The organism is Sphingomonas sp. DC5200-1 (genome assembly GCF_049897245.1).
GTDB lineage: Bacteria > Pseudomonadota > Alphaproteobacteria > Sphingomonadales > Sphingomonadaceae > Sphingomonas > Sphingomonas aquatilis.
Genome location: NZ_JAFCVW010000004.1, coordinates 346139 through 360497 on the forward strand (window position 1 = coordinate 346139; position 14359 = coordinate 360497).

Genomic DNA, 14359 nt, shown 5'->3' on the forward strand with positions numbered 1-14359 from the left:
GCCGCTACGGTCACCGCGATAAGAAGAGGATGCCATGGCCGATCCCAAGACCGATTCGTCCGACGCGCCGCGCAGCGCTTATGGCACCGGAGCGGCGCCGGACCTTGCCGATCTGCAGCATTGGACCTGGGTGATGGGCCGCGCGCAGCAGATGATGATGGAACAGGGCATCAGCGTGTTCGCGGCGGGCGCCGCCGGGCCTGGTGGCCCCGTATCGGCCGAGGGCCAGAGCCGGCTGGCGCAGCAGGTACAGGACTATTGGGCGGACAATCTGGCGCTGTGGCAGCGCTTCGTCGATCCCGCCGCCGCGCCGCCGCCGCCGCCGGAATCGGAAGGCGATGCCCGCGACAAGCGCTTCAAGGCGGCGGCATGGCGCGAGGACCCGTGGTTCGACTGGATCCGCCGCAGCTACAATCTGATCGCCGACCATCTGCTACGCGGAGTCGAGGCGCTGGAGGGCGTGCCCGACAAGCAGCGCGAGCAGCTGCGCTTCGCCGCGCGCGGGCTGGTCGATGCGATGAGCCCGTCGAACTTCGCGCTGACCAATCCGGAAGTGGTCGCCAGGACGATCGAGACCAAGGGCCAGAACCTGCTCGACGGCATGAAACACATGCTTGCCGACATCGGCAAGGGGCAGCTGACCCACACCAGCGACGGTGCGTTCGAGGTGGGGCGCAACCTGGCGATGACGCCGGGCAAGGTGGTGAAGCGTACGCCGCTGTACGAGCTGATCCAGTATACGCCGACGACGCCGGACGTGCTGGCAACGCCGCTGGTAATCTTTCCGCCATGGATCAACCGCTATTACATCCTCGACCTGACGCCCGAGAAAAGCTTCATCCGCTGGGCGGTGGAGCAGGGCATCACCGTCTTCATGGTGTCCTGGAAGTCGGCGGACGCGTCGATGAAAGACGTGATCTGGGACGATTACGTCACCGCGCAGGTCGATGCGATCGACACGATCCGGGCGCTGCTCGACGTGCCGGCGGTGCATACGATCGGTTATTGTGTCGCGGGCACGACGCTGGCGGCGACGCTGGCACTGCTCGCCGCGCGTGGGCAATCGGACACGGTGGCAAGCGCCACCTTCTTCACCGCGCAGGTCGATTTCTCCGCGGCGGGCGAATTGCAGAATTTCGTGACCGACGATCAGCTGGCGGTGATCGGCACGCTGTCGCCGCAGGGGTTCCTGGATGGGCGCTATCTGGCGGCGACGTTCAACCTGCTGCGCGGGCGCGACCTGATCTGGAATTACGTCACCAACAATTATCTGCTCGGCGCGGATTACATGCCGTTCGACCTGCTCCACTGGAACGGCGACACGACCAATCTGCCGGCGAAATGGCATTTGTCGTACCTGACCGATCTGTACCGCGACAATCTGCTGGTGCAGCCGGGCGCGATGTCGGTGGCGGGCGAGGCGCTGGACCTCACCCGCGTGACGACGCCCGCCTATGTGCAGGCGGGGCGCGAGGACCATATCGCGCCGGCGGAGAGCGTGTGGAAGATCACGCATCTGTTCCAGGGGCCGCTGCGCTTCGTGCTGGCGGGGTCGGGCCATATCGCGGGCGTGGTCAATCCGCCGGCCGCGGGCAAATACCAATATTGGACGAACGACGCCGCTGCGGACTCGCTCGCCGACTTCGTGGCGGGTGCGACCGAGACGAAGGGCAGCTGGTGGCCGGACTGGCTTGCATGGCTGCGAACCCTGTCGCCCGACACAGTGCCGGCAAAGGGCGCGCGGCAACCCGGAGGCGGCGCGCTGGCGGCGCTTTGCGATGCGCCTGGCGAGTATGTCAAAGCCTGAGAACGTTCTCATGTTGCAGCGCACAAAAATGCGCTTGACGTAGCGTCGCCGCTCCCTATTTGTGCGTTGCAGCATAATAGCTGGAGTAGGAGCCGTGGACGATACCGCCCCCAAGCCGCCGGTAAAGCCTGCCAAGGTCGCCCGTCGTCCGGAGCGTCCCGTCGCCACGCCGCCGCAAGCGGCGGTCAAGCCGTCGCTGCCCAAGGCCAAGGTCGCCAAGAAGAGCGTGCCGGCCGTGCCGCTCGCGACGACGCCGACGGCCGCCGACATCGTTCCGCCGCTCGCGTCGATCGTGCCCGCTTCGGTCGTTCCCGACGTGGCTGTCGAAGCGGCGCCGGTGACGCGCGAGCCTGCTCCCGAACTGCCGGTCGCACCGAACGCGGCCGCGCGACCACCCGTCGTCCCCACCACCGACCCGATCGCTGCGGCAACGACCGCGCCGATCGCCCCCTACGCAGCGAAGGAAGTCATCATGGAAACGATCGAAACCATCACCGCCAAGACCCAGACCGCGTTCGCCGACGCGACCGAGCGCGCCAAGGGTGCGGTCGAAAAGAGCCAGAAGATGTTCGAAGACGCGAACGAATTCGGCAAGGGCAATATCGAAGCGATGGTCGAATCGTCGAAGATCGCCGTGCGCGGTCTCGAAGCGCTCGGCCAGGACGCCGCCGCCTTCGCCAAGAAGTCGTTCGAAGAGGCGACCGCCGCCGCCAAGACGATGACCAGCGTCAAGTCGCCGACCGACTTCTTCAAGCTGCAGTCGGACTATGCCCGTTCGGCGTTCGACGCGATGGTGCAGCAGACCTCGCGCAACACCGAAGCCATGCTGAAGCTGGCCGGTGAAGTGGCGCAGCCGCTGTCGAACCGCGTCGCGCTGGCCGCGGAAAAGATGAAGGTCGTCGCGTAACCTGACGCAATGGACCGAAGAGGGGGCGGCCGCAGCGATGCGGTCGCCCCTTTTCGTTGGATGGCGGGCGGGGCGCCGTCAACTTTTGCGCGACCCCCTTGCCCCGGGCATGCCCGATGCCATATTTTCGCGATCCACATGATAGTTGAACCGATCACCATGGCCGAACGCCGCGACGACGGAACGGATGACGGCAACGACGGCGGCGCCGGCACGGGCCTCGCCACCAAGACGCGCACGCGCACCAAGCAGCCGACGCCCTATCGCGTCCTGATGCTGAACGACGATTACACGCCGATGGAATTCGTCGTCCTGTGCCTGCAACGCTTCTTCCGCATGAACATGGAAGAGGCGACGCGGGTGATGCTGCACGTCCACCAGAAGGGCGTCGGGGTGTGCGGGGTCTTCTCCTACGAGGTGGCGGAGACCAAGGTCGGGCAGGTCATCGACTTCGCGCGGCAGAACCAGCACCCGCTGCAATGCACGCTGGAGAAGGCATGATCGCGGGTTTGCGCTCGCGCTAAGGCGCGACGACGGTTTGCGCGCAACCGATATTCGCCATTGTCGTCATCCCGGCGGAGGCTGGGATGTCGCAGCAGCGCTGGCGCGCCTTACCGGGCCGGTGGCAGCCAGCCGAGATCGATATGCTGCGTGCGGTCGATATGATGCGCGGTGCGGGCGAGCGCGTGTTCGTTGAGGAAGGTGATCCGGCCGCCGTCGCGGGCCAGCAGGCCTTCGTCCTCCAATTGGCGCAACATGCGGTTGACGTGAACCGCGGTGAGGCCGGTCGCATCGCCGATCTGTTCCTGCGTCAGGCAGGGCGAAAAGCTGTCCTGCACGCTGGCATCCAGGCGCCGGTGGCGGTTGCGCAGGCCGATCAGCAGCGCGCAGATGCGCGCCTTGGCCGATCCGCGCCCCAAGTTCGCCATCCGGTCGGTCAGCGCGACGCGTTCGATCTGGTCGCGAACGAGCAACAGGCCGGCGATGCGCGGATGATCGACGATCAGCGCGGCGATCTGCGCGCGATCGATGATGGCGACGGTGCTTTCGGTCAGCGCCATCAGCGTTTCGGGCGCGCTGCGGTAGACGAGCGCGGGCGTGGCGATCAGGTCGCCGGGGAACAGGAAGCGCAGGATCTGGCGGCTGCCGTCGGGCAGGATGATGTAGCTCATCAGCGATCCGTGGCGGATGACGAACAGCTCCGTCGCGCGGTCATGCTCGCGCAGCAGCACCGCGCCGCGTCGCACCGTCCGCTCGCGCGTTTCGAGTCCGTCGAGCGCGCGCCGTTCGCTGGCGGATAGCTCTGTCAGTTCGCCGAGCCGGTCGGCGAGGCCACTCCCCACGCTGTATCATCCCCCTGAACCCCTGAGGGGCGGGGGTTAGCGAAAGGACAGAAACGCGTGCATTAAAGTCGATCAAGCGCGCGGCGTTCATTGGCAACTTGCACCCGTCGACCGGCGCGCTAGACGCTATGCCATGGACCGTATCCTTATCCGTGGCGGCAACCGCCTGTCGGGGCGCCTGCCGATTTCGGGCGCGAAGAATGCCGCGCTGACGCTGATGCCGTGTGCGCTGCTGACCGACGAGCCGCTGACGCTGCGCAACCTGCCGCGGCTCGCCGACGTCGACGGGTTCGGTCACCTGCTCAACCAGCTGGGCGCGTCGACCGCGATTCAGGGCACGCGGCCCGAGGATTTCGGGCGGGTGATGACGATCCGGGCGGGGCAGCTGACCTCGACCGAGGCGCCCTATGACATCGTGCGCAAGATGCGCGCGTCGATCCTGGTGCTGGGCCCGGTGCTGGCGCGCGCGGGCGAGGCGCGGGTGTCGCTGCCTGGCGGCTGCGCGATCGGCAACCGCCCGATCGACCTGCATCTGAAGGCACTGGAGGCGATCGGCGCCGAACTCGAGATGGCGGCAGGCTACGTCAAGGCGACCGCGCCCGGCGGGCGTTTGTCGGGCGGGCGCTATCGCTTCCCCGTCGTGTCGGTCGGCGCGACCGAGAATGTCGTGATGGCGGCGGTGCTGGCGAAGGGCACCAGCGTGATCGAGAATGCGGCGCGCGAGCCCGAGATCGTCGACCTATGCAATTGCCTGGTCGCGATGGGCGCGCGGATCGGCGGCATCGGCACCGATACGCTGGAGATCGAGGGCGTCGACCGGCTGCACGGCGCGACCTATGCCGTCATGCCCGACCGGATCGAGGCGGGCAGCTATGCCTGCGCCGCGGCGATCACCGGCGGCAGCCTGGAGCTGGTCGGCGCGAATGCCGGCGACATGCAGGCGACGATCGACGGCCTGCGCGAGGCGGGCGTGACGGTGACCGAGACGCGCGATGGCGTGAAGGTGGAGGCATCGGGTCCGCTCGGCCCGGTGACGCTGTCGACCGCGCCGTACCCCGGCTTCGCGACCGACATGCAGGCGCAGTTCATGGCGATGCTGTGCAAGGCGGACGGCGCCAGCGTGCTGACCGAGACGATCTTCGAAAATCGCTACATGCACGTGCCCGAACTGGCGCGCATGGGCGCGGACATCCAGGTCCATGGCCGTACCGCGGTGGTGAAGGGCGTCGACCGGCTGGTTGGCGCGCCGGTGATGGCGACCGACCTGCGCGCGTCGATGAGCCTGATCCTCGCCGGCCTCGCGGCGGAAGGCGAGACCGCGGTCGCGCGCGTCTATCACCTCGACCGCGGCTATGAGCGGCTGGAGGAAAAGCTGTCGGCGGTCGGCGCGGATATCGAACGGGCGAGCGACGGGTAAGGTCGTTCCTTACTTGCTAGGACCGATCGACATTCATTCACGCCACGATACGACGAGGTGAATACAAGACGGTTCGCGCGGAGGCGCGGAGGACGCAGAGGTGTCGCGTTTGCCGCGCGAGCGGCCTGTCTATCTCGGTCGAGGTCAAGGCGAAGCGCTGCCACGCGCGTGACATCTCTGCGTGCTCCGCGCCTCCGCGCGAGCAAAACCCTTTTCTTCGGGTCTTTCCGCTCTTCGAAAAATCCATCACGACGGCGAATGTCGATCGGTCCTACAGCGGGAGGGGGCTTCGGCATATACGACGCGCGCCGTATCCTCCCCCTCCTTCAACGCTGGCGCGCTGCCACCTCCCCCTGGCGGGGGAGGATTGATGCCAAGAGTCCGCGGCGCGATTGGTGGCTTACAGCACCCACCAGGCCACGGCCGTCACCGTCACCAGCGATAGGATCGTCGACATCAGGATCGCGCGGGCGGCGAGCGTCACCTCCTGCGCGTAAAGTTCGGCGACCATGAACGGCCCGGTGCCGGTCGGCAGCGCGGCGACGATCAGCGCGGCGGCGGCATAGGGCTTAGGGAGGGGCAGCAGCCATAACGCGATCAGCGTGACGAGTGGCTGCACCACCAGCTTGGCGACGACCGCGAAGCCCAGTTCAGCGGGCTCGCCCGTTCCCCGCCGCTGTGCGAGGAACATGCCGATCGTCACCAGCGCGACCGGGGTCGCCGATCCGCCCAGCATCATTAGGACGGTCGCGGCCGGGGTTGGCAGGCCGAGGCCGGTTAGGGCGTACAGCGCGCCCGCGACCGGCGCGGCGACGATCGGGTTGCGCAATACCGATCCGAAGACCCGCGCGATCGTCGCGATCCGCAGCCCCTTGCCGTCGAGATCGACCTCGACCAGCATCAGCGAAAAGGCGAATAACGCACAGCTGGTCAGCAGCGCGGCGATGACCGCGGCGGCGAGGCCTTCCGGCCCCAGCAGGCCGTGCGCGATCGGGATGCCCATATAGGCGCAGTTGGAAAAGCTGGCGGTCAGCGCATCGAGCGAGCGGCGCGCCATGCTGCGGGGCATGCCGGCGACGCGCGGGGTGGCCCAATAGGACAGCGCGAAGGTCGCGACCATGCCGATCGCGAACACCAGCGTGAAGCGCGGCTGCGCGAGCGTCGCCCAATCCGCCTCCGCCACGAAATCGAACAGCAAGGCGGGCAGCGCTAGCCAGACGACATAGGTGTTGAGGATGCTGACCGCGCCTGCATCCAGACCGCGCAGCCGGGCGAAGGCGAAGCCCGCCAGGATCAGCACGAAGATCGGCAGGATGGTGGCGAGGATCGTCATCGCGGGCGTTGCGGGTTGCGCGGGCGGATCAGGCGATCCGGTCCGGCACTTCCGCCGCATCCGCGGCGATCGATTCGCTGGACGCGACGGCTTCCCACGGGAAGACGAACCAGTCCTTGACGACGTCGCGGTCGATGGTGCGCGCGGCGAACTCGACGCGTTCGGCCGAGCGGCTGTTGTCGATCAGCGTGGCGAAGCGGACATTGGCGGCATCGCCGTCCGCCGCGGCGAGCGCGGCGCGGACGAAGGCGATGGTGCGACCCGAATCGTTGATGTCGTCGAGGAACAGCAGGCGCTCGCCCGCGCGGGACCGGGCGGCAAGAGCGGCAAGGCCCGCCTGCGTTACCGCGTCGCTGTCGCGGGCGGACAGATCGATCGAGCGCATCGGCACGTCGATCGCATGGCTGAGGTAGACGGCGGGCACCAGGCCGCCGCGGCCGATGCCGACGATCGTGTCGGGGCGCCAGTCACCGGCGGCGATCGCATCGCGCAGGGTCAGGACGGCGGCGACGACGGCGTCGTGCGGGATGGGAGTGAACACGGGCATCCGCCCTTTTTGCCGCATTGCGGCACAGGGGCAAGCGTGGGGTGGTGTGACCCTCTGCCTTCGTCATCCCGGCGGACGCCGGGATCCATGGATGCGGAACAGCCGTGGGGTGCAAGTTGCGGGTCGCGCCGAGACCATGGATTCCGGCGTGCGCCGGAATGACGAAGGGTGGGGGTGTGGCTCCAGCCCCCCTTGCACGATGGCGGCTGGCCTCAGCCCGCCGCCGCAATCGCGCGATAGGTGTTGCGGAGGGACACCTTGTCGATCTTCTCGGTGCCCAGCCGTGGCAGGGCCACCGGGGAAACCCAGATGCGCGCGGGCACCTTGAAGGCGGCGATATGGTCGGCGAGGAACGCCTGTAGCGCCGGCTGATCCAGCGCCGTGTCGCCGCGCAGATGCACCACCGCGCCCGGCACCTCGCCGAAGCGGTCGTCGGGCAGGCCGAACACCGCAGCCTCCGCGACGTCGGGATGGGCGTAGAGCGCGGCTTCGACCTCCTGGCAGGCGATGTTTTCGCCGCCGCGGATCACGATGTCCTTGGCGCGATCGACGATGAACAGGTAGCCGTCCGCGTCGAGATAGCCGATGTCGCCGGTGCGGAAATATCCGTCCGAGGTCATGCACGCCGCGGTCGCGTCCGGCCGGTTCCAATAGCCGAGGAAGTTGGCGATCGAGCGGACCGCGATCTCGCCACGCGCGCCCTGCGGTACGGGCGCCCCGTCATCGTCGAGGATCGCGAGGTCCACCAGCGGGGCGGAGGCACGCCCGGCGCTGTCGGGCTTGGCGAGATAGTTGCTGCGCCAATTGCCGGTGCCGATGCCGTTCGTCTCGGTCAGGCCATAGCCGATCAGCGGCGCCGATCCGCCCATCTCCGCATCGATGCGGCGGACATGCTCGACCGGGCGCGGCGCGCCGCCCGCGGCGAAATCGGTGACGGTGGAGAGGTCGAAGGAGACGCGATCGGGATGCGTCAGGATTTCGAAGCTCATCAGCGGCACGCCGACGAAATAGCTGATCCGCTCCGCCTGGATCAGGCGCATCGCCTCGACCGCGTCCCATTTGCGCATCAGGACGAGCTTGCGACCCATGGCAAAGCTCTGCAGCATCACCGGCACCTCGGCGGTGACGTGGAACAGCGGCAACGTCAGCAGCGTCGATAGCTGTTCGGTCGGCGGATTGCCGTCCTGCGTCGCGAGGCCGAGCATCATCAGCGCCTGTGCGAGATAGTTGAACGTGCCTTGCACCACGCCGCGGTGATCGGCGATCGCGCCCTTCGACCGGCCGGTCGATCCGGAGGTGAACAGGATGGTCGCGTGATCGGTGCCCGCGACATCGGGCAACGCGGCCTCCTCGCCACCCGCCGCGGTGATCGCGCCCAGCGCCTCGGCGAGCGGCAGCGTATCGTCGATCGCCACCACCTGCGCCGACGATCCGGCCAGCCGCTGCGCGCGCGGGCCGTCGGCGAAGACGAGGCGCGCCTCCACCTCGTCGATCGCCGCGGCCAGTTCCTCCGCCTGCCACCAGCCGTTGAGCAGGGTGGCGACGCCGCCCGCCATCAATATGCCCATGTAGAGGACGATCCACGACGGCGAATTGCGCATGGCGATACCCACCCGGTCGCCTTTCGCCACGCGGTGCGTGGCGACGAGGGCGCCAGCGACCGCGCGCGCGGCGGCATAGACATCAGCGAAGGTCAGCCGTTCGTCGCCGGCGACCAGAAAGGTCTTGTCGGCATGCTCAAGGCAATAATGCGCGAAATAGTGCGGCAAGGCAGGTGGTGCGGCGGCGATGATCGGATAGCGGCGCCCGCCGCGCTCCGCCTCGCCCAGCGCCAGCATGCCCCCCGGCCCGGTCAGTGCCGCCATCGTGGCGTCCATCCGCTCGTCGAGGGTCGTCCGCATGCATGCTCTCCGCTTGGTCTTGTGCCTTTGCCCCACTATGCAGGGGCGAAACCCAGGGGGAAAGCCTTGATCCTGCCGTTGCTCGCCGCCGCCGCCCCACTCGCCGATCCGCTGGTGGGTTCCGGGGGCGGCCATATCCGCTTCGCCGATTTGGGACTTGATCCCATGGTGTTCCCCCACAGCAGTATTCCGCTGCGCTGGTACAGCCTTGCCTATATCGGCGGCATCTTGCTCGGCTGGTGGTATCTGCTGAAGCTGCTCGCCCAGCCCGGGGCGCCGATGGCGCGGCGCCATGCCGACGACCTCGTCTTCTATGCGACGCTGGGCATCATCCTGGGTGGGCGGATCGGCTATGTGCTGTTCTACGCGCCCGAGATGCTGCTGCATCCGGTGCGCATCCTGCGGCTGTGGGACGGCGGCATGAGCTTCCACGGCGGCGTCATCGGGACGTCGCTGGGGATCATCCTGTTCGCGCGCAAGCACAAGCTCGACTGGCTGCGCGTCCACGACTACCTCGCCTGCTGCGTGCCCTTCGGCTTGTTCTTCGGCCGGCTCGCCAATTTCGTAAACGGCGAATTGTGGGGCAAGCCCGCCGATGTACCCTGGGCGATCGTGTTCGAACGCACCGTGCCCTTCGGCATCCCCGAGCCGGCGCGCCATCCCAGCCAGCTGTACGAAGCGGGGATGGAGGGGATCATCCTGTTCGCCGTCCTGTGGTTCGCCTTCTGGCGCACCAAGGCGCGCTACCAGCCGGGCAAGCTCGTCGGGCTGTTCGTGCTGGGCTATGGCATCGCGCGGTTCATCGTGGAATTCTTCCGCGAACCCGATCCGCAGTTCCACGGCACCTTCATCGAGGCGACCGGCATCCACATGGGCCAGTGGCTGTGCGTGCCGATGATCGCGGGCGGCCTGTATCTGGTGCTGACCGCCAAGAGTCGCCGCACGCGGGTGGAACCGATCGCGGGGACGGAGAGCGTGGCCTGACGAAAGTCCTCCCCCGCCAGGGCGCATCGGGATGAACGGCCCCCAAGCCGTTCAAGATCATGCCGGGGGCATGATCGACCCGATGCGGGGGACCGTTCGGCGCTAGCCGAATGGTGGAGGGGGAGGTAGGCGACGCAGTTTATAACGGCGTGCGCCGCTTACCTCCCCCTCCGTCAGCGCTGTCGCGCTGCCACCTCCCCCTGGCGGGGGAGGACTGGAAGGAGCCTTGCGCCCACCGCCCGGCCACGGCATCTGCCGCGCGTGACCGACGTGACCGATATTCCCGACGCTCCGCTGCCCGACCGGCTCGCCCGTGCGATCACGCTGGCGGGACCGATGCCGGTGTCGCAGTTCATGGCCGCCGCCAATGCGCACTATTATGCGACGCAGCAGGCGATCGGTGCGGGCGGCGACTTCGTGACCGCGCCCGAGATCAGCCAGATGTTCGGCGAGCTGATCGGCCTGTGGTGCGCCGACCTGTGGGACCGCGCCGGCCGCCCCGAGGTCGCCTGGGTCGAGCTGGGGCCGGGCCGGGGCACGCTCGCCGCCGATGCCCGGCGCGCGATGGCGAAGGCGGGGTTCGAACCGCCCGTCCATTTCGTCGAGACTAGCCCGCGGCTGCGCGACCTGCAGGCCGCCGCGGTGCCGGGTGCGACCTTCCATGATTCGGTCGACAGCCTGCCGACGACCGAAGCGCTGATCGTCGTCGCCAACGAATTCTTCGATGCGCTGCCGATCCGCCAGCTGATCCGCCGCGGCGCCAAGGAGCAGGGCGGCGGCTGGCACGAGCGGCTGGTCGCCTGCCAGGACACGCTGTTTCTCCCCATCGCGGGCAAGCCCGTGCCGCCGGAGGTGCTGCCCGAACCGTTGCGCGATGCCCCCGCCGGGTCGGTGCTGGAAATTTCGCCCGCCAGCGTCACGGTGATGACCGCGCTTGCCCGCCGCATCGTCGCGCAGGGCGGCGCGATGTTGGCGATCGATTATGGGTATGAAGGCCCGGCGCTCGGCGACACGTTGCAGGCGGTGCGCGGCCATGGCTTCGCCAATCCGTTCGACACGCCGGGCACGGTCGATCTCAGCGCACATGTCGATTTCACCACGCTCGCCGCCGCGGCGCAGGGGGCGGGCGCGGTCGCCTGGGGGCCGATCTCGCAGCGTGACTTGCTGGGGGGCCTCGGCATCGACACGCGCGCGACCGCGCTGGCACGGGCGACGCCGGACAAAGCTGAGGCGATCCTGGCCGATCGCGCGCGGCTGATGAGCGATATGGGGACGCTGTTCCGCGCGCTGGCGGTGACGCGCGCAGACTGGCCGGTGCCGGCGGCGTTCGGCGCATGACCGCGACGCTGCGTACCCCCACGGTGGCCGATGCGGAGGCGATCGCCGCGCTGTTTGCCGCATGCTTCACCGCGACCTTCGGGCATCTGTACGATCCGGCTGATCTTGCCGCCTTTCTCGACGGCATGACGGTTCCCGCGTGGCGGCGCGAGCTGGCCGATCCCGCCTTCGCCTTCCTGCTCGCCGAGGAGGAGGGCCGCGCGGTCGGCTTTGCCAAGCTGGGGCCGCAGGGGCTGCCGGTGACGCCGACCGGCCCGATGATCGAACTGCGCCAGCTGTACCTTACCGCCGACCAGCAGGGCAGCGGGCTTGCCGCGCGGATGATGGACTGGGTGATCGCCACCGCGCGGGACCGTGGCGCGCGCGAGCTGTTCCTGTCGGTGTACGTCGACAATCATCGCGCCCGTCGCTTCTACGAACGCTATGGCTTCGCGGACGTCGGCCGCTACACCTTCATGGTCGGCAACCACGCCGACGAGGATCATCTGATGCGGCTGGTGCTGTGAGCGACGTCGAGGTGATCCGCGCGCGCGGGCTGGGCGATGTGCCGCACGGTTTTCTCGGGCGGCGCGGCGGCGTGTCGCAGGGGGTGGTCGCGGGCCTGAACGTCGGCCTTGGATCGCAGGACGATCCCGCAGCGGTCGCGGAGAATCGACGGCGGGCGGCGGCGGCGGTGCTGCCCGGTGCGCCGCTCGCATCGCTGTATCAGGTTCATTCGGCGGACGTGGTGCGCGTCAACGCCGCCTATCCCGATGCCGAGCGCCCGCATGCCGACGCGCTCGTCACCGAACGCCCGGGATTGCTGCTCGGCATCCTGACCGCGGATTGCGCGCCGGTGCTGTTCGCGGATGCGCAGGCGGGCGTGGTCGGCGCGGCGCATGCCGGGTGGAAGGGGGCGCTGGCCGGCGTCACCGATGCGACGATCGCCGCGATGGAGAAGATCGGGGCACGGCGCGATCGGATCGCCGCCGCGATCGGCCCGTGCATCGCACGCGCGTCGTACGAGGTGGATGAGGGGTTCCTCGCGCGTTTCACGGCGGTCGATCCGGAGAATGAGCGCTTCTTTGCGAGCGGTCGGGACGGGCGCTACCAGTTCGACCTCGAGGCCTATGTGACGCATCGGCTCGCTGCCGCTGGCCTTGCCCGGATCGAGGCGCTGGGGCTGGATACCTATGCGCAGTCCGACCGCTTCTACAGCTACCGCCGCGCGACGCATAAGGGCGAGCCGGATTACGGGCGGCAGATCAGTCTGATCGGGTTGCCTGCCTGAGCCACCCCGTCATCCCGGCGAACGCCGGGATCCATGGACCCGGTGCAAGGGTGGGGCACGAGCCGTGAGCCTCCCACGTCCATGGATTCCGGCGTGCGCCGGAATGACGAAGACGAGGGGCCGGGCGCGCCTGTATACTAGTATCCAACGTTACCAGTCGGCGCTATGCTCTTCGGTAAAGGAGAGTACCATGCCCGATGAAGCACAGATCACCGGCGTCGGGGGCAATCTGCCCGCCAACACGCCGCAGACGATCGGTGACCGCAAGCTGAAGCCGTCGACGATGATGATGGGCCACGGCTTCGACCCGGCCTTGTCCGAAGGCGCGCTGAAGCCGCCGATCTTCCTCACCTCCACCTTCGTCTTCCCCAATGCCGCAGCGGGCAAGCGCCATTTCGAGGGCGTGACCGGCAAGCGGCCGGGCGGGGCCGATGGCCTCGTCTATTCGCGCTTCAACGGACCGAACCAGGAAATCCTGGAGGATCGCCTGGCGATCTGGGACGAGGCGGAGGATGCGCTCGCCTTTTCGAGCGGCATGTCGGCGATCGCGACGCTGTTCCTCGCGATGACCAAGCCGGGCGACACGATCGTCCATTCCGGCCCGCTGTATGCGGCGACCGAGACGCTGATCGGCCGCATCCTCGGCAAGTTCGGGGTGAAGTGGCTCGACTTCCCGGCCGGTGCGACGCGCGAGGAGATCGACGCGGTGCTGACCGAGGCGGCGACCGGCAACGTCGCGCTGATCTATCTCGAAAGCCCGGCGAACCCGACCAACGCGCTGGTCGATATCGAGGCGGTGGCGGCGAGCCGCGACGCAATCTTCGCCGATGCGGCGGAAAAGCCACCGATCGCGATCGACAACACCTTCCTCGGGCCGCTTTGGCAGCAGCCGTTGCGCCACGGCGCGGATATCGTCGTCTACAGCCTCACCAAATATGCCGGCGGGCATAGCGATCTGGTCGCGGGTGGTGTGCTGGGGTCGAAGGCGCACATCAACACGATCCGGTCGATGCGCAACACGATCGGCACGATCTGCGATCCCAATACCGCATGGATGCTGCTGCGGTCGCTGGAAACGCTGGAACTGCGCATGAGCCGCGCGGGCGAGAATGCCGCCAAGGTCTGCGCCTATCTGCGCACGCATCCAAAGGTCGAGCGCGTCGGCTATCTCGGCTTCTTTGGCGATGAGCCGGGGCAGGAGCGGCAGGCGGACATCTATCGCCGCCATTGCTCGGGCGCCGGCTCCACTTTCTCGCTGATCCTGAAGGGCGGCGAGGCGGAGGCGTTCCGCTTTCTCGATGCGCTGCGTATCGCCAAGCTCGCCGTGTCGCTGGGCGGCACCGAGACGCTCGCGAGCCATCCGGCGGCGATGACCCACTTGTCGGTTCCGCAGGAGCGCAAGGACGCGCTGGGGATTACCGACAGCCTGGTGCGCATCTCGATCGGCGTCGAGGATGCCGACGATCTGATCGCCGACTTTGCGCAGGCGCTGGACGCGATCTAAGCGACGGG

The 14359-nt window shown here is 68.1% G+C and carries 13 protein-coding genes; 9 read left to right on the forward strand and 4 right to left on the reverse strand.

The genetic code is table 11. The annotated features are described in order from the left end of the window. Positions 1-34 precede the first annotated feature (34 nt). The 3 genes from ACP7A3_RS10680 to clpS all read left to right on the forward strand — a co-directional run bounded on the left by ACP7A3_RS10680 (position 35) and on the right by clpS (position 3215). Positions 35-1807 (forward strand): PHA/PHB synthase family protein, encoded by a 1773-nt coding sequence (locus tag ACP7A3_RS10680; RefSeq protein ID WP_426255554.1) that lies wholly within the window; start codon positions 35-37, stop codon positions 1805-1807. Positions 1808-1901: 94 nt separating this feature from the next. Further along, positions 1902-2714, forward strand: coding sequence for a TIGR01841 family phasin (phaP, locus tag ACP7A3_RS10685; protein WP_426255555.1), 813 nt, complete (start codon positions 1902-1904; stop codon positions 2712-2714). Between the two features lie 159 nt (positions 2715-2873). Further along, positions 2874-3215: an ATP-dependent Clp protease adapter ClpS gene (gene clpS, locus ACP7A3_RS10690; RefSeq protein WP_017980326.1), complete on the forward strand. Its 342-nt coding sequence runs from the start codon at positions 2874-2876 to the stop codon at positions 3213-3215. A 110-nt stretch (positions 3216-3325) separates the two neighbouring features. On the opposite strand, the gene ACP7A3_RS10695 is transcribed toward clpS, so the two are convergent. Next, a complete protein-coding gene (locus tag ACP7A3_RS10695) occupies positions 3326-4057 on the reverse strand; it encodes a Crp/Fnr family transcriptional regulator (protein WP_017980325.1) in 732 nt (243 codons plus the stop codon). A gap of 133 nt (positions 4058-4190) precedes the next feature. Between ACP7A3_RS10695 and murA the strand changes: the two genes are divergently transcribed. Then, positions 4191-5474: a UDP-N-acetylglucosamine 1-carboxyvinyltransferase gene (murA, locus tag ACP7A3_RS10700; protein WP_063686748.1), complete on the forward strand. Its 1284-nt coding sequence runs from the start codon at positions 4191-4193 to the stop codon at positions 5472-5474. 400 nt (positions 5475-5874) lie between these two features. Here the strand turns inward: murA and ACP7A3_RS10705 are convergent, their stop codons facing one another. From ACP7A3_RS10705 to ACP7A3_RS10715, 3 genes are all read right to left on the reverse strand, one after another. Then, a complete protein-coding gene (locus ACP7A3_RS10705; RefSeq protein ID WP_426255556.1) occupies positions 5875-6807 on the reverse strand; it encodes an AEC family transporter in 933 nt (310 codons plus the stop codon). A gap of 28 nt (positions 6808-6835) precedes the next feature. Continuing rightward, positions 6836-7354, reverse strand: a complete 519-nt coding sequence (locus tag ACP7A3_RS10710; protein ID WP_331362083.1) for a phosphoribosyltransferase — start codon at positions 7352-7354, stop codon at positions 6836-6838. Between the two features lie 212 nt (positions 7355-7566). Beyond that, a complete protein-coding gene (locus ACP7A3_RS10715; protein WP_426255557.1) occupies positions 7567-9255 on the reverse strand; it encodes a class I adenylate-forming enzyme family protein in 1689 nt (562 codons plus the stop codon). 66 nt (positions 9256-9321) lie between these two features. Here ACP7A3_RS10715 and lgt point away from each other — a divergent pair, with 66 nt between their 5' ends. From lgt to ACP7A3_RS10740, 5 genes are all read left to right on the forward strand, one after another. Further along, positions 9322-10239, forward strand: a complete 918-nt coding sequence (gene lgt / locus ACP7A3_RS10720; protein ID WP_426255558.1) for a prolipoprotein diacylglyceryl transferase — start codon at positions 9322-9324, stop codon at positions 10237-10239. Between the two features lie 261 nt (positions 10240-10500). After that, positions 10501-11577: a class I SAM-dependent methyltransferase gene (locus ACP7A3_RS10725; RefSeq protein WP_426255559.1), complete on the forward strand. Its 1077-nt coding sequence runs from the start codon at positions 10501-10503 to the stop codon at positions 11575-11577. Then, complete coding sequence (locus ACP7A3_RS10730; RefSeq protein ID WP_426255560.1) at positions 11574-12083, forward strand: GNAT family N-acetyltransferase; 510 nt, start codon at positions 11574-11576, stop codon at positions 12081-12083. The genes ACP7A3_RS10725 and ACP7A3_RS10730 overlap by 4 nt, the downstream gene beginning before the upstream one ends. Then, positions 12080-12847 carry a peptidoglycan editing factor PgeF gene (gene pgeF, locus ACP7A3_RS10735; RefSeq protein WP_426255561.1) on the forward strand — a complete coding sequence of 256 codons (768 nt, stop codon included), beginning with the start codon at positions 12080-12082 and terminating at the stop codon, positions 12845-12847. The genes ACP7A3_RS10730 and pgeF overlap by 4 nt, the downstream gene beginning before the upstream one ends. A gap of 190 nt (positions 12848-13037) precedes the next feature. Continuing rightward, positions 13038-14351 carry a cystathionine gamma-synthase family protein gene (locus ACP7A3_RS10740; protein ID WP_018250601.1) on the forward strand — a complete coding sequence of 438 codons (1314 nt, stop codon included), beginning with the start codon at positions 13038-13040 and terminating at the stop codon, positions 14349-14351. The last annotated feature ends 8 nt before the right edge of the window (positions 14352-14359 follow it).